The sequence below is a fragment of the Sphingomonas sp. genome, from assembly GCF_035758555.1.
In the GTDB taxonomy this organism is placed as follows: domain Bacteria; phylum Pseudomonadota; class Alphaproteobacteria; order Sphingomonadales; family Sphingomonadaceae; genus Sphingomonas_B.
In genome coordinates, this window is the sequence record NZ_DASTXI010000117.1 from 1 (window position 1) to 25,527 (window position 25,527).

Annotated in this window: 32 protein-coding genes, 1 tRNA gene and 2 pseudogenes; 20 read left to right on the plus strand and 15 right to left on the minus strand. The window is 67.4% G+C overall.

The features are described from left to right. Positions 1 to 50 precede the first annotated feature (50 nt). A pseudogene (locus VFT73_RS15310) lies at positions 51 to 236 on the plus strand (hypothetical protein); the annotation flags it as partial. A 40-nt stretch (positions 237 to 276) separates the two neighbouring features. Continuing rightward, positions 277 to 1,434, plus strand: a pseudogene (locus VFT73_RS07315) (aldehyde dehydrogenase family protein); the annotation flags it as partial. Here VFT73_RS07315 and VFT73_RS07320 read toward each other — a convergent pair. The 4 genes from VFT73_RS07320 to VFT73_RS07335 are packed head-to-tail and all read right to left on the minus strand — an operon-like array spanning position 1,385 to position 3,572. After that, complete coding sequence (locus tag VFT73_RS07320; protein ID WP_326409561.1) at positions 1,385 to 1,651, minus strand: PRC-barrel domain-containing protein; 267 nt, start codon at positions 1,649 to 1,651, stop codon at positions 1,385 to 1,387. The pseudogene VFT73_RS07315 and the gene VFT73_RS07320 overlap by 50 nt on opposite strands. Next, positions 1,638 to 1,985, minus strand: coding sequence for a hypothetical protein (locus tag VFT73_RS07325; protein WP_326409562.1), 348 nt, complete (start codon positions 1,983 to 1,985; stop codon positions 1,638 to 1,640). Before VFT73_RS07325 ends, VFT73_RS07320 begins: the two co-directional genes overlap by 14 nt. An 11-nt stretch (positions 1,986 to 1,996) precedes the next feature. After that, positions 1,997 to 3,232, minus strand: coding sequence for an NRAMP family divalent metal transporter (locus VFT73_RS07330; protein ID WP_326409564.1), 1,236 nt, complete (start codon positions 3,230 to 3,232; stop codon positions 1,997 to 1,999). Next, positions 3,219 to 3,572 carry a hypothetical protein gene (locus tag VFT73_RS07335; RefSeq protein WP_326409566.1) on the minus strand — a complete coding sequence of 118 codons (354 nt, stop codon included), beginning with the start codon at positions 3,570 to 3,572 and terminating at the stop codon, positions 3,219 to 3,221. Before VFT73_RS07335 ends, VFT73_RS07330 begins: the two co-directional genes overlap by 14 nt. A gap of 186 nt (positions 3,573 to 3,758) precedes the next feature. Between VFT73_RS07335 and VFT73_RS07340 the strand changes: the two genes are divergently transcribed. Further along, on the plus strand, positions 3,759 to 5,333 hold the full coding sequence (locus VFT73_RS07340; protein WP_326409567.1) for a bifunctional diguanylate cyclase/phosphodiesterase: 1,575 nt from the start codon (positions 3,759 to 3,761) through the stop codon (positions 5,331 to 5,333). On the opposite strand, the gene VFT73_RS07345 is transcribed toward VFT73_RS07340, so the two are convergent. Further along, positions 5,330 to 5,905 carry a DUF924 family protein gene (locus VFT73_RS07345; RefSeq protein ID WP_326409569.1) on the minus strand — a complete coding sequence of 192 codons (576 nt, stop codon included), beginning with the start codon at positions 5,903 to 5,905 and terminating at the stop codon, positions 5,330 to 5,332. The genes VFT73_RS07340 and VFT73_RS07345 overlap by 4 nt on opposite strands. On the opposite strand from VFT73_RS07345, the gene dapF reads away from it, so the two are divergent. The 4 genes from dapF to VFT73_RS07365 are packed head-to-tail and all read left to right on the plus strand — an operon-like array spanning position 5,904 to position 9,467. Then, positions 5,904 to 6,707, plus strand: a complete 804-nt coding sequence (dapF, locus tag VFT73_RS07350) for a diaminopimelate epimerase (RefSeq protein ID WP_326409570.1) — start codon at positions 5,904 to 5,906, stop codon at positions 6,705 to 6,707. The genes VFT73_RS07345 and dapF overlap by 2 nt on opposite strands. Next, positions 6,704 to 7,918: a tRNA (N(6)-L-threonylcarbamoyladenosine(37)-C(2))-methylthiotransferase MtaB gene (gene mtaB / locus VFT73_RS07355; RefSeq protein ID WP_326409572.1), complete on the plus strand. Its 1,215-nt coding sequence runs from the start codon at positions 6,704 to 6,706 to the stop codon at positions 7,916 to 7,918. The genes dapF and mtaB overlap by 4 nt, the downstream gene beginning before the upstream one ends. Continuing rightward, on the plus strand, positions 7,915 to 8,841 hold the full coding sequence (gene ftsY / locus VFT73_RS07360) for a signal recognition particle-docking protein FtsY (RefSeq protein ID WP_326409574.1): 927 nt from the start codon (positions 7,915 to 7,917) through the stop codon (positions 8,839 to 8,841). Before mtaB ends, ftsY begins: the two co-directional genes overlap by 4 nt. An 8-nt stretch (positions 8,842 to 8,849) precedes the next feature. Beyond that, the gene (locus tag VFT73_RS07365) at positions 8,850 to 9,467 is read left to right on the plus strand and encodes a septation protein A (protein WP_326409575.1); all 618 of its coding nucleotides are present in this window, start codon (positions 8,850 to 8,852) and stop codon (positions 9,465 to 9,467) included. Between the two features lie 120 nt (positions 9,468 to 9,587). Here VFT73_RS07365 and VFT73_RS07370 read toward each other — a convergent pair whose 3' ends face one another. The 3 genes from VFT73_RS07370 to pspF all read right to left on the minus strand — a co-directional run bounded on the left by VFT73_RS07370 (position 9,588) and on the right by pspF (position 11,929). Continuing rightward, the gene (locus tag VFT73_RS07370; RefSeq protein WP_326409576.1) at positions 9,588 to 10,205 is read right to left on the minus strand and encodes a superoxide dismutase; all 618 of its coding nucleotides are present in this window, start codon (positions 10,203 to 10,205) and stop codon (positions 9,588 to 9,590) included. Positions 10,206 to 10,306: 101 nt separating this feature from the next. Beyond that, entirely contained in the window at positions 10,307 to 10,861 is a 555-nt protein-coding gene (locus VFT73_RS07375; protein WP_326409577.1) for a tetratricopeptide repeat protein, read from the minus strand. Positions 10,862 to 10,894: 33 nt separating this feature from the next. Next, positions 10,895 to 11,929 carry a phage shock protein operon transcriptional activator gene (gene pspF / locus VFT73_RS07380; protein ID WP_326409579.1) on the minus strand — a complete coding sequence of 345 codons (1,035 nt, stop codon included), beginning with the start codon at positions 11,927 to 11,929 and terminating at the stop codon, positions 10,895 to 10,897. A 180-nt stretch (positions 11,930 to 12,109) separates the two neighbouring features. Here pspF and VFT73_RS07385 point away from each other — a divergent pair, with 180 nt between their 5' ends. The 9 genes from VFT73_RS07385 (at position 12,110) to VFT73_RS07425 (ending at position 15,401) form a co-directional block, all read left to right on the plus strand. Next, positions 12,110 to 12,256: a hypothetical protein gene (locus tag VFT73_RS07385; RefSeq protein WP_326409580.1), complete on the plus strand. Its 147-nt coding sequence runs from the start codon at positions 12,110 to 12,112 to the stop codon at positions 12,254 to 12,256. A 75-nt stretch (positions 12,257 to 12,331) separates the two neighbouring features. After that, entirely contained in the window at positions 12,332 to 13,006 is a 675-nt protein-coding gene (gene pspA / locus VFT73_RS07390; protein WP_326409581.1) for a phage shock protein PspA, read from the plus strand. Beyond that, positions 13,006 to 13,281, plus strand: a complete 276-nt coding sequence (gene pspB / locus VFT73_RS07395; RefSeq protein ID WP_326409600.1) for an envelope stress response membrane protein PspB — start codon at positions 13,006 to 13,008, stop codon at positions 13,279 to 13,281. Before pspA ends, pspB begins: the two co-directional genes overlap by 1 nt. Positions 13,282 to 13,284: 3 nt before the next feature. Beyond that, a complete protein-coding gene (gene pspC, locus VFT73_RS07400) occupies positions 13,285 to 13,665 on the plus strand; it encodes an envelope stress response membrane protein PspC (RefSeq protein ID WP_326409582.1) in 381 nt (126 codons plus the stop codon). A gap of 56 nt (positions 13,666 to 13,721) precedes the next feature. Further along, on the plus strand, positions 13,722 to 14,054 hold the full coding sequence (locus VFT73_RS07405; protein WP_326409583.1) for a hypothetical protein: 333 nt from the start codon (positions 13,722 to 13,724) through the stop codon (positions 14,052 to 14,054). Positions 14,055 to 14,186: 132 nt separating this feature from the next. Continuing rightward, on the plus strand, positions 14,187 to 14,384 hold the full coding sequence (locus VFT73_RS07410; protein WP_414712804.1) for a hypothetical protein: 198 nt from the start codon (positions 14,187 to 14,189) through the stop codon (positions 14,382 to 14,384). 26 nt (positions 14,385 to 14,410) lie between these two features. Continuing rightward, a complete protein-coding gene (locus tag VFT73_RS07415) occupies positions 14,411 to 14,668 on the plus strand; it encodes a hypothetical protein (RefSeq protein WP_326409586.1) in 258 nt (85 codons plus the stop codon). A 48-nt stretch (positions 14,669 to 14,716) separates the two neighbouring features. Further along, on the plus strand, positions 14,717 to 14,932 hold the full coding sequence (locus VFT73_RS07420) for a hypothetical protein (protein WP_414712805.1): 216 nt from the start codon (positions 14,717 to 14,719) through the stop codon (positions 14,930 to 14,932). A 67-nt stretch (positions 14,933 to 14,999) separates the two neighbouring features. Then, the gene (locus tag VFT73_RS07425) at positions 15,000 to 15,401 is read left to right on the plus strand and encodes a SufE family protein (RefSeq protein ID WP_326409588.1); all 402 of its coding nucleotides are present in this window, start codon (positions 15,000 to 15,002) and stop codon (positions 15,399 to 15,401) included. A 141-nt stretch (positions 15,402 to 15,542) separates the two neighbouring features. On the opposite strand, the gene VFT73_RS07430 is transcribed toward VFT73_RS07425, so the two are convergent. Then, on the minus strand, positions 15,543 to 16,070 hold the full coding sequence (locus VFT73_RS07430) for a J domain-containing protein (RefSeq protein WP_326409589.1): 528 nt from the start codon (positions 16,068 to 16,070) through the stop codon (positions 15,543 to 15,545). 22 nt (positions 16,071 to 16,092) lie between these two features. Next, positions 16,093 to 16,908, minus strand: coding sequence for an LD-carboxypeptidase (locus tag VFT73_RS07435; protein WP_326409590.1), 816 nt, complete (start codon positions 16,906 to 16,908; stop codon positions 16,093 to 16,095). 46 nt (positions 16,909 to 16,954) lie between these two features. On the opposite strand from VFT73_RS07435, the gene VFT73_RS07440 reads away from it, so the two are divergent. Beyond that, entirely contained in the window at positions 16,955 to 18,361 is a 1,407-nt protein-coding gene (locus VFT73_RS07440; protein WP_326409591.1) for a Mur ligase family protein, read from the plus strand. On the opposite strand, the gene VFT73_RS07445 is transcribed toward VFT73_RS07440, so the two are convergent. Together VFT73_RS07445 and VFT73_RS07450 are read right to left on the minus strand one after the other, a co-directional pair. Then, positions 18,345 to 20,324: a hypothetical protein gene (locus VFT73_RS07445; protein WP_326409592.1), complete on the minus strand. Its 1,980-nt coding sequence runs from the start codon at positions 20,322 to 20,324 to the stop codon at positions 18,345 to 18,347. The two genes, VFT73_RS07440 and VFT73_RS07445, sit on opposite strands and share 17 nt — an antisense overlap. A gap of 25 nt (positions 20,325 to 20,349) precedes the next feature. Then, complete coding sequence (locus VFT73_RS07450; protein ID WP_326409601.1) at positions 20,350 to 21,321, minus strand: hypothetical protein; 972 nt, start codon at positions 21,319 to 21,321, stop codon at positions 20,350 to 20,352. A 54-nt stretch (positions 21,322 to 21,375) separates the two neighbouring features. On the opposite strand from VFT73_RS07450, the gene VFT73_RS07455 reads away from it, so the two are divergent. Further along, a complete protein-coding gene (locus VFT73_RS07455; RefSeq protein WP_326409593.1) occupies positions 21,376 to 22,758 on the plus strand; it encodes an L-serine ammonia-lyase in 1,383 nt (460 codons plus the stop codon). A gap of 29 nt (positions 22,759 to 22,787) precedes the next feature. Here VFT73_RS07455 and VFT73_RS07460 read toward each other — a convergent pair whose 3' ends face one another. Beyond that, the gene (locus tag VFT73_RS07460; protein WP_326409594.1) at positions 22,788 to 23,021 is read right to left on the minus strand and encodes a hypothetical protein; all 234 of its coding nucleotides are present in this window, start codon (positions 23,019 to 23,021) and stop codon (positions 22,788 to 22,790) included. A 36-nt stretch (positions 23,022 to 23,057) separates the two neighbouring features. Continuing rightward, positions 23,058 to 23,504 (minus strand): DUF6456 domain-containing protein, encoded by a 447-nt coding sequence (locus tag VFT73_RS07465; protein WP_326409596.1) that lies wholly within the window; start codon positions 23,502 to 23,504, stop codon positions 23,058 to 23,060. Between the two features lie 93 nt (positions 23,505 to 23,597). Here VFT73_RS07465 and VFT73_RS07470 point away from each other — a divergent pair, with 93 nt between their 5' ends. Continuing rightward, positions 23,598 to 24,161, plus strand: a complete 564-nt coding sequence (locus VFT73_RS07470; RefSeq protein ID WP_326409598.1) for a helix-turn-helix transcriptional regulator — start codon at positions 23,598 to 23,600, stop codon at positions 24,159 to 24,161. A gap of 354 nt (positions 24,162 to 24,515) precedes the next feature. Here VFT73_RS07470 and VFT73_RS07475 read toward each other — a convergent pair. Further along, positions 24,516 to 24,591: transfer RNA gene (locus tag VFT73_RS07475), tRNA-Val, on the minus strand. A 212-nt stretch (positions 24,592 to 24,803) separates the two neighbouring features. Here VFT73_RS07475 and VFT73_RS07480 point away from each other — a divergent pair. After that, positions 24,804 to 25,418 carry a PEPxxWA-CTERM sorting domain-containing protein gene (locus VFT73_RS07480; RefSeq protein ID WP_326409599.1) on the plus strand — a complete coding sequence of 205 codons (615 nt, stop codon included), beginning with the start codon at positions 24,804 to 24,806 and terminating at the stop codon, positions 25,416 to 25,418. Positions 25,419 to 25,527: the final 109 nt, after the last annotated feature.

Sequence of the window (25,527 nt, forward strand, 5' to 3'; positions counted from 1 at the left end):
GGGACCTGCTCAGCGTCACCTCCATCCGTCGGGGCTTCGCCGGGCGGGGCATGCCCCGGCGGCTGGGTATGGCGCTCGGCATCCCCGGGGCGGAGAGGATCCCCGAGGGCGCCATGTTGTTCATGGGCTTCACCTCGAGCCACGTCCACGGGCTGGCTGCCGGGAACCTGGCCAGCTACGAGACGCTGCCCGGCTGGACCGACGCCGTCCCCGAGTCGTACATGGCGGGCGGGGCGAACATGCACGTTTCCCACATCGCCATCGAGCTCGAGCGCTGGTACTCGCCTGATCGACACCTTCCGCATCGCCGCGGAGGAAGCCGTGCGGATGACCGGCGAAGTCCAGCCGCTCGATATTTCGCCGCGTGCCAAGGGCTATCAGGGCATCTGGAAGCGGGTGCCGATCGGGCCTTGCTCGTTCATTTCGCCGTTCAACTTCCCGCTGAACCTGGCCGCGCACAAGATCGCGCCGGCGATCGCGGTCGGCTGTCCGTTCGTGATGAAGCCGGCGAGCCGCACGCCGCTGGGCGCGATCATCATGGGCGAAGTGCTGGCCGAGACGAACCTGCCCAAGGGCGCCTTCTCGATCCTCCCCGCCCACCGCGATGGCGCGGACATGTTTACGGAGGACGATCGGCTGAAACTGCTCTCCTTCACCGGCTCGCCCGGCGTCGGCTGGGAGCTGAAGGCCAAGGCGGGCAAGAAGAAGGTCGTACTGGAGCTGGGCGGCAACGCCGCGGTGGTGATCGATCGCGATGCCGACCTGGACGATGCGGTCGAGCGCACCGTGTTCGGCGCTTTCTATCAGTCCGGCCAGAGCTGCATCGGCGTGCAGCGCATCGTCGTGCATGACGATGTCTATGATGCGTTCAGGGACAAGCTCGTGGCCAAGACGAAGACGCTGGTCGCGGGCAATCCGCACGACCGCGACGTGTTCATCGGCCCGATGATCGACGTTAAGGAAGCGGAGCGGCTCGACCGCTGGATTCAGGAAGCCGTTGCGGGCGGCGCGAAACTACTCTGCGGCGGCAAGCGCGACGGCGCGATGCTGGAAGCGACGCTGCTCGAGAATGTCGGGCTGGACACCAAGCTCAATCGCGAGGAAGCGTTCGGCCCCGTCGCCTTCTTCGAGCGCTTCTCGACCTGGCAACAGGCTCTCGACATCGTCAACGACAGCAAGTTCGGGCTGCAGGCCGGTATCTTCACCCGCGACATCTTCCAGGTACTCGATGCCTGGGATCATCTCGACGTCGGCGGCGTCGTCGTGAACGACGTACCCAGCTACCGCGTCGACAACATGCCCTATGGCGGCGTCAAGGACTCCGGCCTGGGCCGCGAAGGCATCCGTTTCGCGATGGAAGACATGACCGAGATCCGCAATCTCGTCATTCGCCGGCGGGAGCAGGGCCCTCCGGCCAGGCAGATGGGAGAATAGAAGGGTCGATCACGATCCCGCGCGGGCCGATCGCACGGATGGCAACCCAGGGAATGCGCTTGCCGTGATTGCGGCCGGTCAGCCGTTCGAACAGCGTGCCCGCGCCGCAGCCGATCGCCTTGACTTCGTTCTCGATCACGTAGATCTCGAACAGCCGGCCGAGCTTGCGGCCGTCCAGGTCACGCACCGGCACGCCGTAGAGTTCACTGAGGCGCATTCATGCCCCCGATGCTCGGCAGCAAACGCCGCGCGCGGTCTTCCGCTGCGGCCAGGCCATAGGCACGTGCCGGCTGCTTGAGCTGCACGGTCGAGGAGATATACGCCACCTCGCCCCAAGGCACCCGCACCATGCGGTCGCCGGCAACGAGCGCCACCAGCCGCATCGCCCAGCGCGGCAGCCGCGTACGATACGCGCCGGGGCCGACCAGGATCGCGGTGACGCGCAGCCCCTCGCCCGGCCCCCCTTCCAGCTCGACATCGTCGACGATGCCGCAGTCATGATCGTCGCGGTCGACGATCTGCACGTCGCGCAGCTGGGTCAGCAGCCTCACCCGCCCGATCCTCACAACTTGCCTCCTTCGGTCAGCAGGTAGAGCGGAATGGCCGCAATCGCGGCGACGACGATCAGCGCGTAATAGCCCCAGCCGAGCGTCTCCGCGAGGCGGCCGTTGGCGTGCCGGCGCATATAGCTCTTGTCGCCGGCCAGCAGCAGGATCGGCAGGTAAGTAAGCGGCAGCACCAGGATCGACGCCACGATTGCATATTCGGCGAGCTGGACCGGCTCGATCCCGGTCAGCACGATTGCAAGCGCGATGACGAACACCGTGAGCCAGGCTAGCGTGAAGCGCGGGGCCTCGTGCGGCTTTAGATGGCGGCCCCAGCGCCAGCCGAAGAATTGCGAGATGCTGTAGGCGTTGGCGAGGCACGTCTCGATCGCGGCGCCGCCGATCGCAAACAGCATGCCGAGCAGGGCGAGCAACAGGCCGGTACTGCCGAACGGGATCGCCGCCTGAAGTGCGGCAGTGCCCGGCATTTCCGGATTGATGCCGAGCGGACGGAAAAGCTGGGCGGAACTGGCCAGCAATGCGATCGCGAGCAGCGAGCCGAGGCCGAAGCCGACGGTGGTCGTCAGCCGATTGAGGCCCAGGTCTTTCTCGTCCCATTTCTCCTCGATGCCGCCGGACGAGTAGAAATAGGTCTCGTATGGAAACATCACTGCGCTGACGATCGCGACCGTGAAATAGCCATAGGCCAGCAGATCGCGGGTGCCGAGCCCGGCGGGGATCTGGGGCACCAGGCCTTTCGCGATCTCGCCCCAGGGCGGCTCGATCGCGACCAGCGCGGCCGCGAATACGATCATGAACAGGCCGAGCAGGCCATAGGTCCGCTCGATCCATTTGAACGGCAGCAGCCAGATGGTTGCGACGAACACCGCTGTCGCGGCAATCGCCATCGGCACGAAGCCGAAGCCGGTCAGCAGGTGCAGCACGATCCCGACGCCGCCGATTTCCGCGGCACAGGTGATGGTGTTGCTGATCAGCGACGCGATCAGCGTCACCAATCCCAGGTTCAGGCCCAGCCGGTGGCGCATCATGTTGAACACCGGTTGCTTGGCGATGGCGGCGACGCGCCCGCTCATTTCGCCGAACACCATCATGCCGATCGTCGCCACCACGATCACCCACACCAGCGCATATTGAAAGCGCGAGCCCGCCTGCGACATGAACACCAGCTCGCTGACATCGACGAAGCCGCCGACTGCCGTCAGGATACCGAGCGTCAGTTCAGTGATCTTCACGCCGTGCCTCGATCTCGGCAAGGCGCAGGGCCGCTGCATGGAGCCGCTCGGCCTGGTCCGGCAGCGCCGCGGCAGCCCCGATCGCCTGGCCCGAATCGCCGTCGGACCGCGCCAGCGCGCCCCGGGCCGAAACGAGCTGCGTCACCGCGCCCAGCTGCATGCCCTCGGCGTAGGCGCGCCGAAGCTTGCCGTTTGCCGTCAGCCTTGCCACCAGCGCGCGCTCCGCAGCCAGCGAGCGTGCGGTCTTGATCGTCGCCAGGTCGCTGCTCGCCGAGTCGCACCCGCCCAGGATCAGGACCGCGGCCGCCAGCATCGCGAAACGCGAAACGCTTGAAATCATTCGCGATGAACCCGTAACGATACGCTTACGTTCCAACCGGCGAGCCGCAGCGGGCCGAAAATGGTAACCGCCTGCGAAACCCTAAAAAATCTGCCGGCTTAAGGCTTCCTACACCCCGCCCCCATAGCTCTGCCGCCACGCGTTACGGGACGAGAGACGATGAACGGTTCGGGTCAGCGGATTTGGATGCGGCGGGACGTTGTGGCCGGTGCCATAACGCTGGCCGGCGCCGCGATGCTTGTCGCGACGGCAGGCCCGGCGATGTTCACCGCAATGCGCGGCTTCGGGCCGGTCGACGGCACGCTGGCTGTGTCCGTGATCCTGAACGTCGCGCTGGTCCTGTTCAGCTGGCGGCTGCACGTCAGCCTGCGCGACGAGACCGGTCGCCGCAAGGCCGCGGAGGAACGGATCTGTCTGCTGACCCGTCAGGACGCGCTGACCGGCCTTGCCAACCGCCAAACCTTCCTTGAGGATGCCGCGCGCCTGCTGCGGCGGAGCAGCCGCCGCGGCCGCAAGACCGCGCTGCTGCTGCTCGATCTCGATCATTTCAAGACCGTCAACGAAGTGAACAGCCACGCGATCGGCGATGCGACGCTGCAGCTGACCGCTGATCACATCCAGGCCGCGGCGCCCGCGGGTGCGCTGGCGGCGCGGCTGGGCGCCGACGAATTCGCGCTGCTGTTCTCGTATGAGGACGGGCGCCCGGACCTGGTCGATGCGGTCGCGGAGCGGCTGGTCGGCGAGCTTGGCCAGCGGCTCGACATCGCGGGGGCGGCGATCCACACCGGCGCCTCGATCGGTCTCGCCAAGTCCGAACCCGGCTGCGACCTGATCGAGCAGCTGCTGCGCCGTGCCGATATCGCCATGTACGCGTCGAAGAACGCCGGCCGGAACCGCTATCACTGGTTCGACGAGTCGATGGAGCGCGAGCTCAACATGCGCAACGCGATCGAAAGCGGCATGCGCGACGGCATCCCGCTGGGTCAGTTCATCCCCTATTACGAGCAGCAGATCGACCTCGCGTCGGGCAAGCTCCACGGCTTCGAGATGCTTGCGCGCTGGGAGCATCCCACCCGCGGCATCATCCCGCCCGACATCTTCATCCCGATCGCCGAGGAAACCGGCATGATCGCCGACCTTTCGATGTCGGTGATGCGCCAGGCTTTCGAGGAAGCGAAGAACTGGGACGCGTCGCTGACGCTGTCGGTCAACATCGCCCCGAGCCAGCTGCGCGATCCGTGGTTCGCCCATAAGATCGTCAAGCTGCTGGTCGAAACCGGTTTTCCCGCCAACCGGCTGGAGATCGAGATCACCGAAAGCGCGCTGGCCGACAATATGGGCGTCGCCCAGTCGGTGGTCGGCAGCCTGAAGAACCAGGGCATCCGCCTTGCGCTCGACGATTTCGGCACCGGCTATTCGTCGCTGTCGAACCTGCGCGCGCTGCCGTTCGACCGGGTGAAGATCGACCGCAGCTTCGTGACTTCTCTGGGCAGCGACGCCGAGAGCACCGCGGTCGTCAACGCGATCACGCGGCTGAGCGATAGCCTGGGCCTGCCGGTCACGGCCGAAGGCGTCGAAACGCCGGAGATCGAGGCAAAGCTGAAGACGCTCGGCTGCTATCAGGGCCAGGGCTGGCATTTCGGCAAGCCGATGGATGTCGGCCAGGTCCGCGTGCTGCTGGCCGAGCGCAACCTGCTGCCGGTCAAGCACCTCGCCGCGCCCGCGGGCGAGCGCATCCGGGAACTGCGCAAGGCCAGCTAGAACGCCTGTTCCTCAGCCAGGAAGGCCTCTTCGTCCGGCGTGTTCGGCCGGCCGAGCGCAGCGTTGCGGCCGGGAAAGCGGCCGAAGCGGCGGATCACGTCGCGGTGCAGCTCTGCGTAACGCAGCGCCGTTCCCTCGCCCAGGCTCGCGAACAGCGTGAGCGCGCGCTCCTGATCGGCCGCGGTCTCGGCGTGCTGGAACGGCAGATAGAGGAACTGCCGCTCCTGGACGGTCATATCCTGATCCCAGCGTTCGTGGATCGCCTTGTCGGCCAGCGCATGCGCGATCGGGTCGGCCGCGAACGCCTCGGCCGAGCCGCGATAGATGTTTCGCGAGAATTGATCGAGCACGATGACCGCCGCCAGCAGCTCGCGCGGATCGTCCCACCAGCCGGCCGCGCCCGTCGCCGCGAGCGCGTCCCTGAGCGCCTTGAACCGCCGCGCGCATTCCGCATCCAGCGTGTCGTCGCGCGCAAAGCGCTTTTCCGGCGGCACTTCGTGCAACCAGAAGTGCAGCACGGCTTCCGCCTCCGCATGGACTTGGCGCCTGTGCGCCCCTAGATCGCCCGCCATGCGCTTCGCCTTCCACAAGATGCACGGGCTCGGCAACGATTTCGTTGTGATCGATGCGCGCGCCGAGGACGTGGCGGTGACGCCTGCGCGCGCGCGCGCGATCGCAGACCGGCAGACCGGCATCGGCTGCGACCAGCTGATCCTGCTGGAGCAGTCCGAGCGCGCGGATCTCAGTATGCGCATCTTCAACGCCGACGGCAGCGAAGTCGAACAGTGCGGCAACGCGCTCCGCTGCGTCGCGCAGCTGACCGGCGCGCGCCGGATCGACACCGCAGGCGGGCTCGTCGAGGCGGAGCCGGCCGCCGCCGGCATCACGATCGACATGGGGGCGCCGCGTTTCGGCTGGGAGGAGATTCCGCTCGCCTATGCCCTCGACACGGCCGCGCTGCCGGTCGGCTGGGAGGGGCTGGAGCAAGCGACGGCCGTGAATGTCGGCAATCCGCACATCGTGTTCTTCGTGCCGGCACTGGACGCGGTCGATCTGGAGCGGCTGGGGCCGATCATCGAGCAGGACCCGCTGTTTCCCGAACGGATCAACGTCAACCTCGCCGAAGTGACCGGGCCGTCGTCGCTGTGGCTGCGGGTATGGGAACGGGGCGCGGGGTTGACGCGCGCCTGCGGCACCGGCGCCTGCGCGACCGCGGTTGCGGCGATCCGACGCGGGCTCGTCTCCGCGCCGGTCACGGTGTCGCTGCCCGGCGGCGACCTGAGCATCGGCTGGGCGCCGGGCGACAGCATCCGGATGACCGGCCCTGCGACGCACGTCTTTACCGGTGAGGCCGAGCTGGAGGCGTTCGGGTGAGCGAGGTCGTCACGCTGGGCTGCCGCCTCAACATCGCCGAGAGCGAGGCGATCCGTGCGATGCTGCCCGACGACGACCTGATCGTCGTCAACAGCTGCGCCGTCACCGAGGAGGCCGTCCGCCAGACCCGCCGCGCGATCCGCCGGGCACGACGCGAGCGGCCGGACGCTCGGATCGTCGTTACCGGTTGCGCCGCTGAGGTCGAACGCGACGCGTTCGCGGCGATGCCCGAGGTGAGCGGCGTTGTGTCGAACCTTCATAAGCTCAAGGCTGCTACCTATTCCCCGTTCGCTTCGAGCGTCGTCGAGAAGCGCATCTCGACTTCGCCCGATACGAACGGATCGCAGGCGCAGACCCACGCCCGCGCCTTCGTGGAGGTGCAGAACGGGTGCGACCATCGCTGCACCTTCTGCATCATACCCTATGGCCGCGGGCCGAGCCGGTCGACGCCCGCGGGCGCGGTGATCGAGCACATCCGTCGGCTTGTGGACGAAGGCGCGCAGGAAGTGGTGCTGACTGGCGTCGACCTGACCAGCTATGGCGACCTGGCCGGGGACAGCCTTGGCCTGCTGGTCGAGCGCATCCTGAAAGCGGTCCCTACCCTCCCCCGCCTCCGCCTCTCCTCGCTCGATCCGGTCGAGATCGACGAGCGCCTGTTCGCGCTGATCGCGGGCGAGGAGCGGCTGATGCCGCATTTGCATCTGTCGCTGCAGGCCGGCGACGACATGATCCTGAAGCGGATGAAGCGCCGCCACCTGCGCGCCGATGCGATCCGCCTCGTCGAACGTATCAAGGCCGCGCGGCCCGACATCGCGATCGGCGCCGACCTGATCGCCGGCTTCCCGACCGAGACGGAGGCTATGTTCGCGAACTCGCTCCGTATCATCGAGCAGTGCGACATCGTCTTCGGCCACATCTTCCCCTATTCCCCCCGCCGCGGCACGCCCGCCGCGCGAATGCCGCAGGTCGAGCCGGAAGTGGTCCGCGCCCGGGCGAAGCGGCTGCGCGACGCGTGTGCGGAGCGTCAGGCGAGCTGGCTCGACGGGCTGGTTGGAACACGGCAGCGGGTGCTGGTCGAGCTCGACGGCCGGACCGGTCATGCACCCAATTTCGCCAAAACCGAATTGAGCAACACGGTGCAGCCCCGCACATTGCACACGACACTTATCACCGCTCGCCGCGGCGACACACTCATCGGAACCCCTGAATGACCGACACGCGCTGGCACGATAAACTGCTCGGCGGCTTTCGGCGCACGTCGGACCGGCTGTCGGAGAACCTGACCGGCCTGTTCACCAAGGCGTCGCTGGATCGCGAGACGCTGGACGAAATCGAGGACGCGCTGATCGCGTCCGACCTCGGTCCCGCGACCGCCGCGCGTATCCGCGAGCGGCTGTCGGAAGGCCGGTTCGAACGCGGTCTCTCCGGCGACGACCTGCGCCGCATCGTCGCCGAGGAAATCGAAAAAGTGCTCGCGCCCGTCGCCGAGCCGCTGGAGGTCGATGCCTTCCCGCGCCCGCAGGTGATCCTGGTGATCGGCGTCAACGGCTCCGGCAAGACGACGACGATCGCCAAGCTCGCGCGGCTGTTTCTTGAGCAGGATTACGGCGTGATGCTGGCTGCCGGCGATACGTTCCGCGCTGCCGCGATCGAGCAATTGCGCATCTGGGCGGAGCGGATCGGCGTGCCGATCATGGCAGGACCAGAAGGCGGCGACGCGGCGGGCATCGTCTGGGACGCGGTCAAGCAGGCGACGGCGACCGGCATCGACGTGCTGATCGTCGACACCGCCGGCCGCCTCCAGAACAAGCGCGAGCTGATGGACGAGCTGGCGAAGATCCGCCGCGTCCTGGGCCGGCTGAACCCGGAGGCGCCGCACGACGTGGTGCTGGTGCTGGACGCGACCACCGGCCAGAATGCGCTCAGCCAGATCGAAGTGTTCAAGGAAGTCGCCGGCGTCACCGGGCTGGTGATGACCAAGCTGGACGGCACCGCCCGCGGCGGCGTGCTGGTTGCGGCGGCGGAGAAATTCGGCATGCCGATCCACGCGATCGGCGTCGGGGAAGGGATGGACGACCTGCGGCCGTTCGACGCCGGGGAAGTCGCGCGGATGATCGCGGGCATGGAGCAATGAGCGAGTTTATGAACCCGAAAACCAAACCGCGCGAAGTATCGCCCGGCCTGCGCATGGCGATCGATTTCGGGCCGCTTGCCGTATTCTTCATCGTCAACGCGATGACGGGCGGGCCGAAGCTCGTGAAGGTGATGGCGGCGACCGCGGCGTTCATGATCGCGACGGTCGCGGCGATGATCCTGAGCCGGGTCAAGGCCGGACGAATCTCGCCGATGCTGTGGATCACCGGCGCGCTGGTCGTGTTCTTCGGCGGGCTGACGCTCTGGTTCCGCGACGACACCTTCATCAAGATGAAGCCGACGATCGTCTACGCGATGTTCGCGGTGATCCTCGGCTATGGCCTCGCAACCGGCAAGCCGCTGCTGAAAGCGCTGCTGGAGACGGCCTATCCCGGCCTCAACGACACCGGCTGGCGCAAGCTCACCGTCAATTGGGTCGGCTTCTTCACGTTCATGGCGCTACTGAACGAGGCCGTGTGGCGGACCCAGAGCTGGGACTTCTGGGTCGGCTTCAAACTATGGGGCGCCGTGCCGCTGACGCTGCTGTTCGCGATCGCGAACATCCCGATGCTGATGAAGCACGGCCTGAGCGACGGCAAGGAAGCCCCGCTGCCGCCGGAGGGGTGATTCTTCAGGAAAGCAAAGGCTTCGCTCGTCCCGAGCGAAGTCGAAGGGCGCTGCTCCGAACCCGTGTCAGCGCCCTTCGACTGCGCGCGTCGCGCTCCGCTCAGGACGAGCGGTAATGGTCTATTGATCCGCGCGGCTGACGCCGTTTCCGTCCAGGTTCTGCCCGACGAACTCCCAGTTGATCGCGCGCTTCAGCAGCGCGTCGACATAGTCGGGGCGGGCATTGCGATAGTCGATGTAATAGGCGTGCTCCCATACATCGATCGTCAGCAGCGGCTTCATGCCGTCATAGGCGACCGGCGTGTCGCCGTCGTGGAGCGATGTGACCTTCAGCTGGTCGCCGTCCAGCACCAGCCAGCCCCAGCCGCTGGCGAAATGGCCGACCGACTCAGCTTTCAGCTTCTCGATCAGCGCGTCGGTCGAGCCGAACGCGTCGTCGATCTTCTGCTTCAGCGCGCCGGTCGGCTGCTGCGTCTCCGGGCTCAGGCACTGCCAGTAGAAGCTGTGGTTCCACAGCTGGCCGGAGTTGTTGAACAGGCCCTTGTTGCCGCTGTCCCGGGCGGCGCGGATCACGTCGGACAGGCGGCGTCCGTCGAGACCCGCCTGGGGCGCCAGCTCGTTGGTTTTGGTCACATAGGCGCGGTGATGCTTGCCCCAGTGGAAATCGAAGGTCTCGGCCGAGATGATGTCGCCGAAAGCGGACTTGTCGTAAGGGAGCGGGGGAAGCTCGAACGCCATTGCAGGTCTCCTTGTTGAGAAGGTTCGCCTACCCCAACGCACGGCCGCCGTCCAAGGCCCTTGCGCGCGGAAATCTCGTTCAGACCGTCAGACGAGCTCGATCAGCCGCGCTTGCGCAGGCTGAAACGCGCCAGTTCCTGCCTCGGCTGCTCCCAATTGGGCGCAAGGTCGCTGGCCTTCTGGTAATCGGCCATCGCGCCGGCCAGGTCGCCGGCCATTTCGTTTGTGATCGCGCGGCCGAAATAGGCGAGCTCAGGGCGGCGGGTGTGCCGCTCGATCGCCGCATCGAACAGGTCGCGCGCCTGACGCCAGTCGTCCTGCGTCTTCAGCACCAGTGCGCCCTTGTTCAGATAGGCTTCGGGCTGGTCGGGATCGAGCCTGATCGCATGGTCATAGTCGGAAAGAGCGCCGGCAAAGTCGTTCATCCGCGCCCGGATGATGCCGCGATTGACGTAGGTTGCCACCTGATCGTCGAACGACAGCGGCTCTTCGCCGAGGGCGCGGTTGCAGGCGTCGAGCGTGCCGGGTGTCGCCCGTTCCGCCTCCGCCGCGTCATAGCACATGCGGGCGAGACCGGAGCCGATCACCATGCTCGACGCGGAGGCGGCGCCGGGGACCAGCAGTGCGGCGGCCGCGAGGCAGGGGAATATGCGCATTCCACCCTCCACAGCTTCAAGGCCGGGAGAATATCACGTCCCGCCCGCCTGCAGCAAATCGTGGCGGCGCAGCGCATGCCGCAACTGATCATAGGTCAGCGACAGCGCCTTGGCCGTCAGCCGCTGGTTGAACCGGCAGCGGCGGAGCGCCGCTTCCAGCAGCTTGCGCTCGTGCGCGTCGCAGGCCGCCTTGAAGTCGTCGCACTCCAGTTCGTCGTTCGCAGCGGCAGGCATTGCGGACGGAGCGGGAGCATGCGCGGGCGTCAGCGAGCGCGCGGCATCGCCCTTCGGCCGCCACGGCGACGCGAAGGGATCGAACTCGATCGCGTCGACCGGGTGTGCGGGGTCTTCCCAACGATAGACCGCGCGTTCGATCACGTTGCGCAGCTCGCGGACATTGCCCGGCCATTGATACCCGACAAGAGTGTCCATCGCGGACCTGGAGAAGCCGGGCCAGCGCTCCCAGTCCAGCTCCGCCGCCATCCGCCGGCCGAAATGGTCGGCCAGCACCGGCACGTCGCCCTCGCGGGCTCGCAGCGGCGGCAGCGTGATGACCTCGAAGCTCAGCCGGTCGAGCAGGTCGGCGCGGAAGCGATTCGCCTCGACCAGGGCCGGCAGGTTCTCGTTGGTCGCGGCGACAATGCGGACATCGACATTGACGGGCCTGGATGCGCCGATCCGCGTCACTTCGCCATATTCGACCGCGCGGAGCAGCCGCTCCTGGGCCGCGGCGGAGAGCGTGCCGAGCTCATCCAGGAACAAGGTGCCGCCGTCGGCCTCCTCGAAGCGCCCCGCCCGCGCACGCGTCGCGCCCGTGAAGGCACCCGCTTCGTGCCCGAACAACTCGGCCTCGATCAGCGTCTCGGGAAGTGCTGCGCAATTCATCACGATCAGCGGCCCGTCCCAGCGCGGGGACAGGCGATGAAGGCGCTCGGCGACCAGTTCCTTGCCGGTGCCGCGCTCGCCGATCACCAGCACCGGCCGGTTCAGCGCCGCCGCGCGGCTGGCCCGCTCCACCGAGTCCAGAAAGGCCATCGACTGGCCGATAAATGCGCTCTCGCGTTCCATTCCCAGAACATGGCGTATTTTCCCAACGCTTGGCAAGTGAGGTCAGATCGCCGGCTCCCCTCCAGCACCAGAAACGGCAGTTTTCAGCCATTTTCGCGACTTGGCACGCACCCTGCAAAAGTTGGGACGAAGCCGGACGATCCCGGCGAACGGAAGCACAAGAGGTTACAGGAGCACGCCATGTTCAACTCGTTCGAAACCCGGAAGACCTTCTCGGCGATCCTCTGCACGATCCTGTTCAGCGCGACCTGCGTGCTGAGCGCGGTCGGCCCGGCCGGCGCCGTCGAGGTCCACCCCGCTTCCGTCGCCAGCAGCGTTCGCGCCTGACGACTTCACCGCCGGGGCGGTCGCTGCCCCCTTGCACCGCCCCGGCACCCTCTTTCGATCCAGGAGCATCCCCCAATGGGTATTTTTTCCAGAACCCGCGACATCGTAGCCGCCAACATGACCGATCTGCTGGATCGCGCCGAAGACCCGGCGAAGATGATCCGTATGATCATCCTGGAAATGGAAGAGACGCTGGTCGAGGTTCGCGCGTCCGCAGCCCGTACGATTGCGGACCAGAAGGAAATGCGCCGGCACATCGCCAAGCTCGAGAACCTCCAGACCAGCTGGACCGAGAAGGCCGAGCTGGCGCTGTCGAAGGACCGCGAGGATTTGGCCAAGGCCGCGCTGATCGAGCGCCAGAAGGCGGCCGACATGGCCGACCAGCTGAAGGCCGAGATCGAAGTGCTCGATGATGCGCTCCAGGCGTCCGAGGCCGACATCGCCAAGCTGCAGCAGAAGCTGCGCGAGGCGCGCGCCCGCCAGAACGCGATCGTCGCACGGATGGAAAGCGCGCATAACCGCATGCGGCTGCGCGAGGCCTATTCCGGCGCCCGCGTCGAGGATGCGTTCAGCCGCTTCGACGTGCTGGAGCGCCGGGTCGACCTGGCCGAGGGCCGCGCCGATGCCGCCGGCATGGGCGAGCCGAAGACGCTGGAGGACCAGTTCTCTGAGCTGCGTTCCAGCGACAAGGTCGATGCCGAGCTCGAGGCGCTGAAGGCGCGTCTGGCCAACAAGGAGGGCCAGGCGTGATGGAAGACGTGTTTCTGCCCGTCGTCATCTGCGGCTTCCTCTTCATCGGGATGCCCTGGATCATCCTTCACTACGTCACGCAGTGGAAGAAGTCCGGCAGCATCACCCGCGAGGACGAAAGCCTTTTGGACGAACTCTACGAAACCGCCCGCCGGCTTGATGATCGCCTGCATTCGATCGAGCGCATCGTCGCCGCCGAAACGCCGGAACTGGAAGTCCGCCGCCCCGCGCCGGAACTGCCCCGTGCCGATATCCGCCAGATCAGGGAGAAATAAGAGATGAGCGAGAGCCGCACCCGCTTTTACCTCGACAAGCAGAACAAGAAGTGGCTCGGGGTCTGCGCAGGCATCGCCGATTACATGGGCTGGGACGTCACCCTGGTCCGGATCGGGATGGTGGTCATCACCCTTGCCGGCGCCTTCCCCTGGTCGCTGCTGGCCTATTGGGCCGCTGCCTGGGTCGCCAAGCCCAAGCCCTACGGCCTCTACAGCGACAAGGAAGAGGAACAGTTCTGGCAGGGCGTGCGCCGGTCGCCGGCGCGGACCACCCGCGAAGTGCGGGGCCGGCTCCGCGACATCGACCGCCGCCTGGCCGATGTCGAGCTCTACTACACCAGCCGCAACCGCACGCTGGCCGACGAGATCGACAGCCTGCGCTGAGCCCTTGCAGCTGACGCAACGTCAACCGCTACAGAACATATAAACGGGGAACCGAAATGGACATCGCAGACGCCACCATCGTGCCCAACCTGCCCTGGATCATCGGCGGCGGCATGCTGCTCGGGGCCTTCGCGATCGGCGGCTGGATCTTCACGACCTGGCTTCGGATCCGCAACGGCTACCCGCTGGAAAACAGCTGGGGCAAGGCGATCTATCCGAAGAACGACGCCGAGGCGCTCGAACGGATCAAGCTGCTGACGCAGGAAAATGCGCAGCTGCGGGCCGAGCTCGGGTCGATCAAGGACCGGCTGGGCAATGTCGAGCGGATCGTCACCGACGAGTCGCATCGCGTCGCCAGCGAAATCGAGGCGCTACGCCGGACGAACTGAAACGCATTTTCGTCGAAACATCATGGCCGCTGACAGGGAGCGGCGGTCAACCGACACTGGGGAGCTGTCAGGATGCAAAACGCCTTTCCATACCTCGCGCTTTCGATCCCGATCCTGGGAATCATCGCCGGGATGTTCGCCAGGCTGATGAGGCTTCGCGAGAAGCAGCTGGAAGTCCAGGCCGGGCAGACCGCAGAGAAAGCGGCGCAATATGCGGCCCACACCGAACGGCTGGAACAGCGCGTCCGGGTGCTGGAACGCATCGCCACCGATCGCGGCGCCGACCTCGCGGGCGAGATCGACAGCCTGCGCGAGCAGCCGCTGAACTGACACGAGAAAATCCGGGAGTACGCCACATGAACCCCTTCGAAATGGTGCTGGGCATCATCATCGTCGTCACCATCGGCCGGGTGCTGCAGGCCAAATACGGATACCGCACCCGCCGCCGCGGCGGGATGGAACCGATCCATGACGATGCCGAGACGCGGCGGCTGCGCGACGAAGTGCGGACGCTGAAGGAACGGATCGCGGTGCTCGAACGGCTCGCGACCGACGATGCGGGGCCCCGCGCCCTGGAACGTGAAATCGAGGCTTTGCGGTCCCGCGACAGCTGATCGCGGTGCCCGAGGAGAAGACGGATGGAACCGAACATCTATCTGGAAATGGGTTTGGTGGGACTGGCCGGAATCGGCGTCATCACTGCCGGGGCGCTGCGCGGCTGGCGCGGCTGGCTGGAGCTGAAGCGGCTGGAGCTGCAGGCGCGCAGCTCCGACGCCGACCTGCCGCCGCCCTCGACGATGAGCTCGCGCATCGAGCTCGCCGACCTGAAGGAGCGCATCCGCAAGCTGGAAGCCATTGCCGCCGGCGTGGATTTGTGACCCATCGAAGCCCCTCCCCTTCCGGGGAGGGGCTGACTGACACAGCCTGCCCTCTTATGTGGGCCCCATGCCCACCCTCTCCGATGTCCTTTCCGACTACGAACTCCTCGAATCCGACGACCGTTACCGGCTGCTGATCGACCTTGGCCGCGGCCTCGAGCCGATGCCGGACGCGTTGAAGACCGATGCGACGCTGGTGCGCGGATGCTCGGCCGCCGTGTGGGTCTATCCCACCCGCGAAGGCGAGCGGCTCCATTTCCTCGCCGATTCCAATGCCGCGATCACCAAGGGCATCATCGCGCTGGTGCTGCTGACCGTGCAGGACCGCACGCCCGCCGAAATCCTTGGCGCCGACATCGAAGGCGCGCTCGCGCCCTTCGACCTGCGCAACCAGCTGAGCTCCAACCGCACCCAGGGCATTCCCAACATGATCGCCCTGATCCGCGCGACCGCCGAGCGGTACGCCTAAGCGGCCCGCCGCTGACCGAGAGGCATCGCTCGTCCCGAGCGGAGCGCGTAGCGCGAAGCCGCGGGGGCGCCGGCACAAAGGTCGGGGCAGCGCCCCTCGACTTCGCTCGGGACGAGCGAGCTGGTTTGTTCGCAAATTGATCTAAGCCGGCCGCCGCTCCTCGGCGCGGCGCAGCACGTCATACGCCGCCTGGACCTGGCGGAACCGCTCCGCGGCTTCCTTGTCGCCGGGCTTCACGTCCGGGTGATTGGCCTTGGCGAGGCGGCGATAGGCGGCCTTGACCTGATCGAAGCTCGAATCCGATTCCAGGTCGAGCACGTCCAGCGCGCGCATTTCGTCGCGGCTGCGGCTGCCGTCCCCCGGCCCGCCCCACGCATAATGCGAGGCCTTCTGATAGCCGGCAGCGCCGCGCTGCTCGTCCGCCTCGCGGGCGGCCGCTTCCTCGGCGCTCAGTCCTTCGAAATAATTCCAGCCCTTGTTGTATTCGGCGGCGTGCGCTTCGCAGAAATACCAGCGCGCGCGGCTGTTCGGCGATTTGGGCGCGGGGCAATCGCCGGGCTGGTCGCAGCCGTCGCGGTCGCACATGCGCACCTTCGCCGCCCCCCGCTCGGAGCCGTAGGAACGCCAGCGGGGAAAGCCCCAGTCCATTGATCGGGAAGAACGCGCCATTCGGGCCCCGAGATAGTCGCTCCTACGGCTGAGGCAACCGCCCGAATGGCACGACCTTGTTGCCCGCGTCGTGGCCGATGTCCGCTGCGCCCAGGAATGGAATGCCTGCACGCTCGCACCAATAGCGGACGACGGCCTCGGGCTCGGCGCCGAAATCGGGGTCGTTGTCGGGCACCTGGCTGATCCGGCCCATGCGGATTCCGGCGACACCGCGGATCGACGGATGCTGGACGATCTGCGCGAGGTCGCGATCGGTGCGGTACAGATATTCGGCCACTTCCTCGATCATCAGCACATGCCCGGTCAGGTCGGGCAGATGCCGTGTGCCGATCAAATGGGCCAGAATGACGATGTTGAACGCCGCCGCGGGCGTTTCGCCAACCGAGGATTCTTGCGCAGCCGGTGAGTCTTCGACCATCCAGTCGAGCGCGCGGACGACCGCCGCTTCTCCACCGTCTCGTCGAATATCCGCGGGCATCGGCCCGTGCGCCACTCTGCCGATCCCACGCGCATAGAGCGCGCCCAGCAGCGTGCCGGCGTCGGAATAGCCGAGATAGGTCTTCGCCTGCGCCGGCGGCCCGAGCGCATCGACGACCTGATCGACGATCCGGCAGGCGCCGTAGCCGCCGCGCGCGAACCAGATTGCGTCGAGCTCGGGGTCGTTGGCGAATTCGATCAGCGCCTTCGCCCGCGCGGCATCCGGCCCCGCGAAATGCCCGTCCGACAAAAAACATTGCGGATGCCACGCCAGCTCCGCCCGCCCCTCGGCCAGCGCGGAGACTCGGCGCACCACGTCCTCATCGATCCGGCAGCTCGGCGCAACGATGCCGATCCGCATGGGCTCACTCCTTGTCCGGCTCCCCGAACCGGCTAGTAGCGTCCGCATGACCGGTTCCAAATCCTATTTCTTCTGCGGGATCGGCGGCAGCGGCATGCTGCCGCTCGCCTGTATCGTGCGGGCGCAGGGCGCAGAGGTCGCCGGCTCCGACCGCGCGCTCGATCAGGGCCGCACCGCGCCCAAGTTCGAGTTTCTGCGCGCCGAAGGGATCGGCCTCTTCCCGCAGGACGGCAGCGGCGTAACCGCGCAAGACCAGGTGCTGGTCGCTTCCGCCGCAGTCGAGGAGACGGTGCCGGACGTGCAGGCGGCCAACGCCCTGGGCTGCGCGCGGATGAGCCGGGCCGGCCTGCTCGCCGAGCTGTTCAACGCGTCGCCGGAGCGGATCGCGGTCGGCGGCACCAGCGGCAAGTCGACCGTCACCGGCATGATCGGCTGGATCCTGCACGCGACCGGACGCGCGCCGACCGTCATGAACGGCGCGGTGATGAAGAACTTCGTCAGCAACGCGACGCCGTTCGCGAGCGCGCTGGTCGGCGGCGGCGATGTGTTCGTCAGCGAAGTCGACGAAAGCGACGGCTCGATCGCGTTGTTCGGTCCGACCGTCGCCGTGCTCGGCAATATCAGCCTCGACCATAAGGAAATGGACGAGCTGCGGGCGCTGTTCGAAGACTTCGTGCTGAAAGCGCGGACGGCCGTCGTCAATATCGACCATCCGGAGGTCGCCGCGATCGCGAGCGAGCTGCACCAGGACCGGCTGCTGACCTTCGCCTTCGACAAGGAAGCCCAGCTGGTCGGCCACGACATCGAAGAGCGTGCGGAAGGCGTGGGCTTCCGCGTCACCGAGCGCTCGAGCGGCGACACCGCCGAAGTGCGGCTGCAACTGCTCGGCAAGCACAATGCCGTGAATGCGCTATCGGCGATCGGCGCGGCGGTGGCCGCCGGCGTCCCGTTCGCAGAGGCCGCGGAAGCGCTGGCCGGCTTCACCGGTCTTCGTCGCCGGCTGGAGCGGGTCGGCGAGGCGAGCGGCGTCGCCGTCTATGACGATTTCGGGCACAACCCGGACAAGATCGCGGCCACGCTCGACGCACTCCACGCCTTTCCGGGCCGGCTGCTGATCTTCTTCCAGCCGCACGGCTATGGTCCCTTGCGCGTGATGGGCCGCGAGCTGGTCGCGACTCTGGCCGAAAAACTGGCGCCCGACGATGTGCTGATCCTGAGCGACCCGGTCTATTTCGGCGGCACCGTCGACCGCTCGGTTGGCAGCGAGACGATCATCGATGGCGTGTGCGCCGCCGGTCGCAATGCCGAGCACGTGCCCGCGCGCCCCGCCATTGCCGACCGCCTGACCGCCCTCGCCCGCCCCGGCGACCGCATCGTCGTCATGGGCGCCCGCGACGACACGCTGAGCCAATTCGCGGCGGAGCTGGTCGAGCGGCTCAGCGCGACGGAATAGAGTAGCGGACCTTGCGGCTCATCGCCGTGCACGCCAGGTCGCCTTCCGGGCGATAGCTCACGCTGTAGCGCGCCTGGCGGGCGATGCCCTCGGTGGCCTTTACGAAAATGCGCGGCGGAAAGGCGGCGACGATCCGCTGGTTTCGGGTGCTCCCGTCGGCGGCGACGTCGAACTCCATCGCCGTCCAGCCTTCGAAGCCCCAGGTAAATGCCTCCTCCGGAAAATCGGCCGAGGATGCGCCCGTTCGCCGCATCACCGGCCCGCCGTCGAGCAGAGCGCATTGCCGGGCGGAAAGGCCGGTATGGTCGTAAGCCGTTGCCGCCTCGTCGAGCCGCTTTGCGGCCGCGTAGAGGTTCGCCAGCTGGACCCATGCGGCGACCCGCAATGGGTCGTGCTCCGTCAGCCCCGGCGTCTGGGTTACGGCCATCAACGCCGCGCTTTCTTCATCGGACCGGCGCAGCAGGGCGGCATCCTGCGCGATCTGAAGCTGCAACGTCGCCTGCATCTTCGGCTCGGCAAAGGCGGGCATCGGCAGCAGCTGGCGATAGGCAGTAACCCGGCGCGCGATGCCGCCGGTCCAGCTGTTGCTGTCCGCCGTGGCGCCGATGCTCGCATTGTAGAGCGCCAGATCGAACAGCACGGGTGATGGCACGTGCAGGCGCTGGCCCAGTGCAAATGCTTCGGCGGCGTGGGCGACGCGCTGCTCGCCTTCGATCACGCTGTTGCGCGCCAGCAGCGCCAGCAGCACCAGCCGCTGCGGACTGTCGCCGGGCGAAAGCGCAGCCAGCCGCTGCTTCATCTTGACCGCCAACGCGGCGTCGGATGCGGCCTCCGGCACCGCCACCCCCGCCCCGCTCGCCCATTCGCGCAGCGCGACGTCGAAGGGCGCCATCATTTCCGGTCGGTCCGTCTTGTTGGAGCAGCGAATCTCCACCCGCGTCGCCAACCTGAAAAACGGCTTCACCTTGGCGGCATTTCCCGCCTCCCAGGACCAGCGCTCGACCGCTCGCGCCAGCTGATACGCCACCTCCCCTTGCCGCGAGGCATAGACCGGATGCGCACCGACGACGCGCCCGTCGTCGAGGATCGAGAATTCGATCACGGCCGAATCGTCAGGGCTGAACGCTTCGAGACCGCCGCACGACGGAAGCGGCATCTCCCTTGGCGGATCGAGCTGCACCTCCGTGCGCCCAGCGCCGGTATAAGCGAGATATTTGCGTGCGTCCTCGCTCTGCCCAAGCTCCAGCATCGCGATCGCGGCATCGGCGCGGAGAGCGACATCCTGCAGGAAGACCTTCTGCGTCAGGCCGCCGCGCAAGGAGACTGCCCGGACCAGCAGTTCGCGCGCATCGGCGTACCGGCCGCCATTGATCAGGATCCGGCCCTTCAGCCCCAGCACGTTGGCGAGCTCGCCCTTGCCGACGCTCGGGTCCTTCTCTGCAATCGCCAGCGCCTCGTCGATGTGCCGCAGCGCCCCCGCCGCATCGGTGAACATCTCGGTACGGGCGGCGCCCATCAGCGCCACCGTGCGGGTGATCGGCTCGGCAGTTTGAGCAGCCAGCCGCAGATATTCGGCATCGGCGCTGGCATGGTCCAGTTCCGCCTCCAGCACGTTGGCGAGCATCAGCCGGCTATTGTCGCGAACCGGCGCGAGCGCGGGCTTGTCGAGGCCCGGCCCCTCCAGCGCCTGACGGAGGAGCGGCTTCGCCTCCGCGCCCCGGCCCAGCTTCACCAGCGCTTCGGCCTGCTGCGCGCGGGTGACGGCCAGGTTGGTCGGGTTGAGCGGCGTCTGTGCCTCGATAAAGGCCTCGAGCGATTTCAGCTCCTCGAGCGCGCCTGCCGCATCGTGCGCGTCCAGCTTCGCCCGCGCGGCGTCGAACCGTTGCTGGACCGTGCTCACCGGCGTCTGCGCAAGCAGCGGCGATGCCAGCCCAAGACCCAAAACGATCAGCGATGTCCGCATGCGCTCCCCCCGTTCCAGCTCCTTCCTAGCCGTGCCCGGCCATGCTTGGAAGATGTTGAAAAGCTTCGCGGACCTCGGCGAGCATCCGCTCCTCCGCGCCTTCGTACCGCGGCGAGAAATGGAACGGCTCCAGCCGACGCACGCCGGCGGCGCGGCCGATCTCGCCGGCGGCACGCGTGGTCAGGTGCGCACGGTCGCGGGCGAGCGCCTCGTCGTCCGCGGCGAAGCGGGATTCGAGGAAGAACAGGTCGGCGTCCCGCGCCAGATCGGCGATGGCGCGGCGATTGCCCGGCGTGTCGGCGACGTCGGTCACATAGGCGAGCTTCTGCCCCGGCTCGACGCTGACCAGGTCGCGCAAGGCTCCGAGCGGCGCCTGTCCGCCGGGCGTCGCAACCACAGTGTCGTCGGCCGCCCCGTCGCGCACGGCCGCCTTCAGCGCCTGCAGCCATTGGCCGGGCGCAAGGCCGCGCTCGGCGAGACGGTTGCGCCAGACATTGACGTGCACCGGCTCGGCGATCGCATAGCCGATGCTCGGGCCATGATGCTCCAGCACCGCATGCGTGAGCGTCAGCCCCGGAACCGCGAACGGCTCCGCCAGCGCCTCCCCCGCGAATGCCGCCTTGAAGCGAAAGCGCGCCGCCGCGCCACCGGTCTCCCACACGTCGAAACACAGGTCCTCGGCGTATTTGTGCGCGAGGTCCCAGGTGTAGCCGTGCAGCTTGTGGCCGACCGCTTCGATCAGCCCCTCAGGGCCGATCATCCGGATGCGCTTCTCGCGCCCGACATTGACGCGGAGCAGCGCGTCGAAGCCGATGAAATGGTCGATGTGCATGTGGCTGATGCACACGGTTTCCACGCGCAACAGGTCGCGTGCCGAAAGCGGCGAAAGGTCGCCCATGTCGAACAGGATGCTGTCGCGCCGGTGCAGCAGCTCGACGAACAGCGCCGGATCGCCGAAGCGGCCGTTGACGAGATGCGGGTGCAGCGTCGGGCGCATGGTCACGCAACGGCGCTGTAGCGCTTTCGCTCCGCAGCCCCTAGATGCGCGCCCATGCCTCATAGCGTCTTCGACCTGTTCAAGATCGGCGTCGGCCCTTCCTCGTCGCACACGATGGGGCCGATGTCGGCGGCGTGCGCCTTTACCGAGCAGTTGCGCGAGCGCGGGCTGATCGAGCGGACCGGGCGCGTGCTGGCGGAGCTGTACGGATCGCTGGCGCTGACCGGCAAGGGCCATGCCAGCGACCGCGCCGTGCTGCTCGGCCTGGCGGGCAAGCGCCCGGACGGCATCTGCCCGGATGAAGCCGACCGCATCGTGACCGGCATCCGCGCCAGCCATCGGATGATGCTCGGCGGCACGCACGAGATCGCGTTCGACGAAGATCGCGACCTGCTGTTCCACCAGCGCGAGCGGCTGTCCTTCCATTCCAACGGCATGCGCTTCACGGCCTTCGACGAGGCGGGCGCGGAGCTGTCGTCGGGCGTCTGGTATTCGGTCGGCGGCGGCGCGATCCTGGCGGAGAGCGACGTGTCGGGCAATGCGCCGCCCGAGGGGCTGGTCGCGGACGTCCCCTACCCGTTCCACTCAGGCGAGCAATTGCTCGAACGCGCCGCCGCGGCCGGTCTCAGCATCGCCGAGCTGGCGCTGCAGAACGAACTGGCGCGGATGCCCGAGGAAGAGGTGCGCGAACGCCTCGCCGCCATCCGCCGGACCATGTCCGCCTGCATCGACCGCGGCATGGAGCAGCACGGCATCCTGCCCGGCGGGCTGCAGGTGCGCAGGCGGGCGCCCGAGGTGCGCCGCAAATTGGTCGAGCGGCAGGAACGCGCGCTGTCGGACCCGCTGACGGTCATCGACTGGGTCAACCTCTGGGCACTCGCCGTCAACGAGGAGAACGCGGCCGGCGGCCGCGTCGTCACGGCTCCGACCAACGGCGCAGCCGGGATCGTGCCGGCGGTGCTGCGCTATTACGAGCGCTTCGTCGCCGGCGCATCCGACGAAGGCGCCGACAAATTCCTGCTGACGGCGGCGGCGATCGGGTCGCTGTTCAAGGAGAACGCGTCGATCTCGGGCGCCGAGGTCGGCTGCCAGGGCGAAGTGGGCGTCGCCTGCTCGATGGCGGCGGCGGGCCTGACGGCGGCGCTGGGCGGCAGCAACGCCCAGATCGAGAACGCGGCCGAGATCGGCATGGAGCATAATCTCGGCCTCACCTGCGATCCGGTCGGCGGCCTCGTCCAGGTCCCGTGCATCGAGCGCAACGCCGTCGGCGCGGTCAAGGCGATCGAGGCCACCCGGCTTTCCCTGCTCGGCGACGGCACCCACCGCGTCAGCCTCGACCAGGTGATCGAGACGATGCGCAAGACCGGTGCCGACATGAGCGCCAAGTACAAGGAAACGGCACTGGGCGGCCTCGCGGTCAACGTGGTCGAGTGCTGAGCCGAAAGGTCACTTAAGGTCGCACCGGATCAGCCGTCCATATCGGCCCGCGTCGGCACGAACGTGTCGGCCTTGTCGCCCTTCCTGACGCGCGTGTTGGTCGGTTCGTCGCCGGTCGCCTGTTTCATCTCGTCGCGCGTGCCGATATTCTCGGCCGGGCCGGCGCCCGAGGTGCCGCCCTGCGACGGCATCGGCTCGCCGCCTTCGATCAGGTCGCGGTCGTCATGGGCGCGGGCGGATTCGGTGCGGGGATTTTCGGCCATGTTTGTTCTCCTCACCGCGTTCAACGCGCGGGCGCTTCAGCGGATGCGGTAGAAATCGGCCAGCCGGTCCAGCGCGAGGCCGAGCACCAGCTTTCCCGCACGGGCCGGCCAGCCGAGCGCCCGCTCCGCTTCGGCAAGCCCCTCGTTGGCGCACACCACCCGCCACAGCACGTCGGCCAGGCCGCTGCCGACATGGGCGACAGCCGCATCGAAGCGCCGCTTGGCGTCCAGCTGCGACGTCGACGGATCGGGCGCCTGCGAGACGCCCCTGCTCGCGCGGGGCGCCACGTCCCAGCGCATCGTCGTGCACGGGCTCAGTCCCGCGCGTTCCCAATCGGCGCGCAGCGTCTCGCCGGCAACGAGCTGGCGATCGCTGATCCGTCCGCGCGACGCGAGCCATGTCAGCGATGATTCCGCCAGATTGACCGTGACGCTGCGGTTGCCCGCGCCCTTCAGCCGCCGTTCCGCCAGCATCTGTCCCATACGCATCTCCAATCAACGTCCGAGTCGATTTGGGCTTGCCACAATGGCAAGGATGTAGGACAGAGGAATAACCGAATTGGTTATGAGGGTTCGATGATCACCGCCATTCGCGAAGTCCGCCGTGCCAAGGGGCTGACGCTTGAGGAAGTCGGCAAGCGCTGCAAGCCGCCGACCACGGCACAGACGATCGGGCGGCTGGAGACCGGCACGCGCACGGTCTCGGTCGGCTGGCTGAACCGGATCGCCGACGCGCTGGGCGTCACCGCCGCCGATCTGGTGAAGCTGCCGGAGCGGCCCAACCTGCCGGTCGCGGCGCTGCTGGGCCCCGACGGCGCCCATGCGCCGCGGCGCGAAGCGGTGGTGACCGCACCGCAGCCCGCGCCGGAGCTGGTCGCGATTACCGTCGAGGCATCGGTTGGCGACTATCGCGCCGGCGACGAGATCTGGTGCGAGCGGCTGGCGCCCGAGCAATTCGGCTCCGCGCTCAACCGCGACGTGCTGGTCCCCCGCCCCGCCGGCCGCTTCGCCTTCGGCCGCCTGCTGGGGCGCGAGGACAACAAGCTCCACCTGCTGCCGCTGGGTGCAGGCGGGCGTCAGCAGGTCTATGCCGACCCGCCCTGGATCGCACGCGCGGTCCGGCTGGTAAGGAGCCTGTGAGCAAGGGTGTGCTCAACGTCTCAGTTCGACCCATTGCGGACAGTGCATCGCTCTGCCCTTCGTCACCCCGGCCTTGAGCCGGGGTCCCGCTTCTTCTGATTCTTTGGCCAGCGGCAAAGGATCCAGTCGAACAGATCGTTCCAGTCCGGACTGCCGCGCTCGATCAGCGCGACCTTCCACTCATTGGTCCATGCTGCAAGAACAGAAGAAGCGGGACCCCGGGTCAAGCCCCGGGTGACGAAGAAAAGGCCAGCAGCAGTAATCCACCCGAATCGGACGATCGCACCGCACCTGGGTGGTTGCGCCGCGGGCAAGGCCGCCCGCGCTTGCCGGCGCGTCTCGCCTGCTTCGCGATGGTGGGCGGTGACGGGCTCGAACCGCCGACCCTCTCGGTGTAAACGAGATGCTCTACCAGCTGAGCTAACCGCCCTCGACGTGTGCGCTCTGCCCGAAGCGGCGCGCGCGGGCAAGCGGCGCCTGAAACGGCCGCAGACGCCGCGAAAACTTGTCCCATTATAAGAAGATTGGCCGCCGGGGATCATGGTAAACGCAGCCCCGATGCGGTAAAAGGCCCCAAGCCGCCCGATACGAAGGCGCGCCATGTCGCATGAACGATTGGCTTCAATCGAAGGGGGTTGTTCCATGAAGACCATGCATTTGGCTGTTGCAGCCATATTGGCCGCTGCCGGGGCGTTTCCGGCGCAGGCCGCCACCAACTTCTTCACCAATTTCGACTCGATTGCGGTGCCCGACGGCAGCTACATCATCGTCGCGACGGCCGAAGGCTGGAACAAATCCGGCCCCGGTGACGGCATCGAAATCCAGAATCACGCAGCCGGCCTGCCGCATTCCGAGACCAACCTGGTCGAGCTGGACAGCAACAACAACAGCGCGATGTCGCGCATGATCGAAGCCGGCAGCTATACGCTCAGCTTCTTCTACTCCGCCCGGCCGAACATTCCGTCCAGCAGCAACGGCATCGACGTGCTGCTGGATGGCGTCAGCATCTTCAACATCACCGGCGACGGCGGTGCCGGGACCAACTGGATGGAGCAGACGCTCAGCTTCAGCGTCGGTTCCGGCGCGGAGCTGACCTTCGCCGCGACCGGCACCAGCGATTCGCTGGGCGGCTATCTCGACGATATCTCGCTCGCGCCGGTGCCCGAGCCGGCGACCTGGGCGCTGCTGATCGCGGGCTTCGGCATTGTCGGCGCGGCGGCGCGCCGGCGCGGCCGGACCGCCGTCACTTTCGCCTGATCGATTGCGACAACTCAGGCCCCGCCGAACCAGCCGGTTTGGCGGGGCTTTTGCTGCGCGATGATGCCGCATCGGCCGGAATGGCGGTCTGCACCCGCGCCGTCGCTTG

Excerpts from the sequence above, each read along its gene's own strand:
- VFT73_RS07340 (WP_326409567.1), top strand. The coding sequence starts at position 3,759 with ATGCGGCGGGACGTTGTGGCCGGTGCCATAACGCTGGCCGGCGCCGCG.
- VFT73_RS07440 (WP_326409591.1), top strand. The coding sequence starts at position 16,955 with ATGACCGGTTCCAAATCCTATTTCTTCTGCGGGATCGGCGGCAGCGGC.
- VFT73_RS07415 (WP_326409586.1), top strand. The coding sequence starts at position 14,411 with ATGAACCCCTTCGAAATGGTGCTGGGCATCATCATCGTCGTCACCATC.
- VFT73_RS07435 (WP_326409590.1), bottom strand. The coding sequence starts at position 16,908 with ATGCGGATCGGCATCGTTGCGCCGAGCTGCCGGATCGATGAGGACGTG.
- VFT73_RS07480 (WP_326409599.1), top strand. The coding sequence starts at position 24,804 with ATGAAGACCATGCATTTGGCTGTTGCAGCCATATTGGCCGCTGCCGGG.
- pspB (WP_326409600.1), top strand. The coding sequence starts at position 13,006 with ATGGAAGACGTGTTTCTGCCCGTCGTCATCTGCGGCTTCCTCTTCATC.
- VFT73_RS07445 (WP_326409592.1), bottom strand. The coding sequence starts at position 20,324 with ATGCGGACATCGCTGATCGTTTTGGGTCTTGGGCTGGCATCGCCGCTG.
- VFT73_RS07410 (WP_414712804.1), top strand. The coding sequence starts at position 14,187 with ATGTTCGCCAGGCTGATGAGGCTTCGCGAGAAGCAGCTGGAAGTCCAG.
- pspC (WP_326409582.1), top strand. The coding sequence starts at position 13,285 with ATGAGCGAGAGCCGCACCCGCTTTTACCTCGACAAGCAGAACAAGAAG.
- VFT73_RS07470 (WP_326409598.1), top strand. The coding sequence starts at position 23,598 with ATGATCACCGCCATTCGCGAAGTCCGCCGTGCCAAGGGGCTGACGCTT.
- VFT73_RS07365 (WP_326409575.1), top strand. The coding sequence starts at position 8,850 with ATGAACCCGAAAACCAAACCGCGCGAAGTATCGCCCGGCCTGCGCATG.
- VFT73_RS07370 (WP_326409576.1), bottom strand. The coding sequence starts at position 10,205 with ATGGCGTTCGAGCTTCCCCCGCTCCCTTACGACAAGTCCGCTTTCGGC.
- ftsY (WP_326409574.1), top strand. The coding sequence starts at position 7,915 with ATGACCGACACGCGCTGGCACGATAAACTGCTCGGCGGCTTTCGGCGC.
- VFT73_RS07455 (WP_326409593.1), top strand. The coding sequence starts at position 21,376 with ATGCCTCATAGCGTCTTCGACCTGTTCAAGATCGGCGTCGGCCCTTCC.
- VFT73_RS07430 (WP_326409589.1), bottom strand. The coding sequence starts at position 16,070 with ATGGCGCGTTCTTCCCGATCAATGGACTGGGGCTTTCCCCGCTGGCGT.
- VFT73_RS07450 (WP_326409601.1), bottom strand. The coding sequence starts at position 21,321 with ATGCGCCCGACGCTGCACCCGCATCTCGTCAACGGCCGCTTCGGCGAT.
- VFT73_RS07385 (WP_326409580.1), top strand. The coding sequence starts at position 12,110 with ATGTTCAACTCGTTCGAAACCCGGAAGACCTTCTCGGCGATCCTCTGC.
- VFT73_RS07335 (WP_326409566.1), bottom strand. The coding sequence starts at position 3,572 with ATGATTTCAAGCGTTTCGCGTTTCGCGATGCTGGCGGCCGCGGTCCTG.
- VFT73_RS07465 (WP_326409596.1), bottom strand. The coding sequence starts at position 23,504 with ATGGGACAGATGCTGGCGGAACGGCGGCTGAAGGGCGCGGGCAACCGC.
- pspA (WP_326409581.1), top strand. The coding sequence starts at position 12,332 with ATGGGTATTTTTTCCAGAACCCGCGACATCGTAGCCGCCAACATGACC.
- VFT73_RS07320 (WP_326409561.1), bottom strand. The coding sequence starts at position 1,651 with ATGCGCCTCAGTGAACTCTACGGCGTGCCGGTGCGTGACCTGGACGGC.
- VFT73_RS07420 (WP_414712805.1), top strand. The coding sequence starts at position 14,717 with ATGGGTTTGGTGGGACTGGCCGGAATCGGCGTCATCACTGCCGGGGCG.
- VFT73_RS07405 (WP_326409583.1), top strand. The coding sequence starts at position 13,722 with ATGGACATCGCAGACGCCACCATCGTGCCCAACCTGCCCTGGATCATC.
- pspF (WP_326409579.1), bottom strand. The coding sequence starts at position 11,929 with ATGGAACGCGAGAGCGCATTTATCGGCCAGTCGATGGCCTTTCTGGAC.
- VFT73_RS07345 (WP_326409569.1), bottom strand. The coding sequence starts at position 5,905 with ATGGCGGGCGATCTAGGGGCGCACAGGCGCCAAGTCCATGCGGAGGCG.
- dapF (WP_326409570.1), top strand. The coding sequence starts at position 5,904 with ATGCGCTTCGCCTTCCACAAGATGCACGGGCTCGGCAACGATTTCGTT.
- VFT73_RS07460 (WP_326409594.1), bottom strand. The coding sequence starts at position 23,021 with ATGGCCGAAAATCCCCGCACCGAATCCGCCCGCGCCCATGACGACCGC.
- VFT73_RS07425 (WP_326409588.1), top strand. The coding sequence starts at position 15,000 with ATGCCCACCCTCTCCGATGTCCTTTCCGACTACGAACTCCTCGAATCC.
- VFT73_RS07375 (WP_326409577.1), bottom strand. The coding sequence starts at position 10,861 with ATGCGCATATTCCCCTGCCTCGCGGCCGCCGCACTGCTGGTCCCCGGC.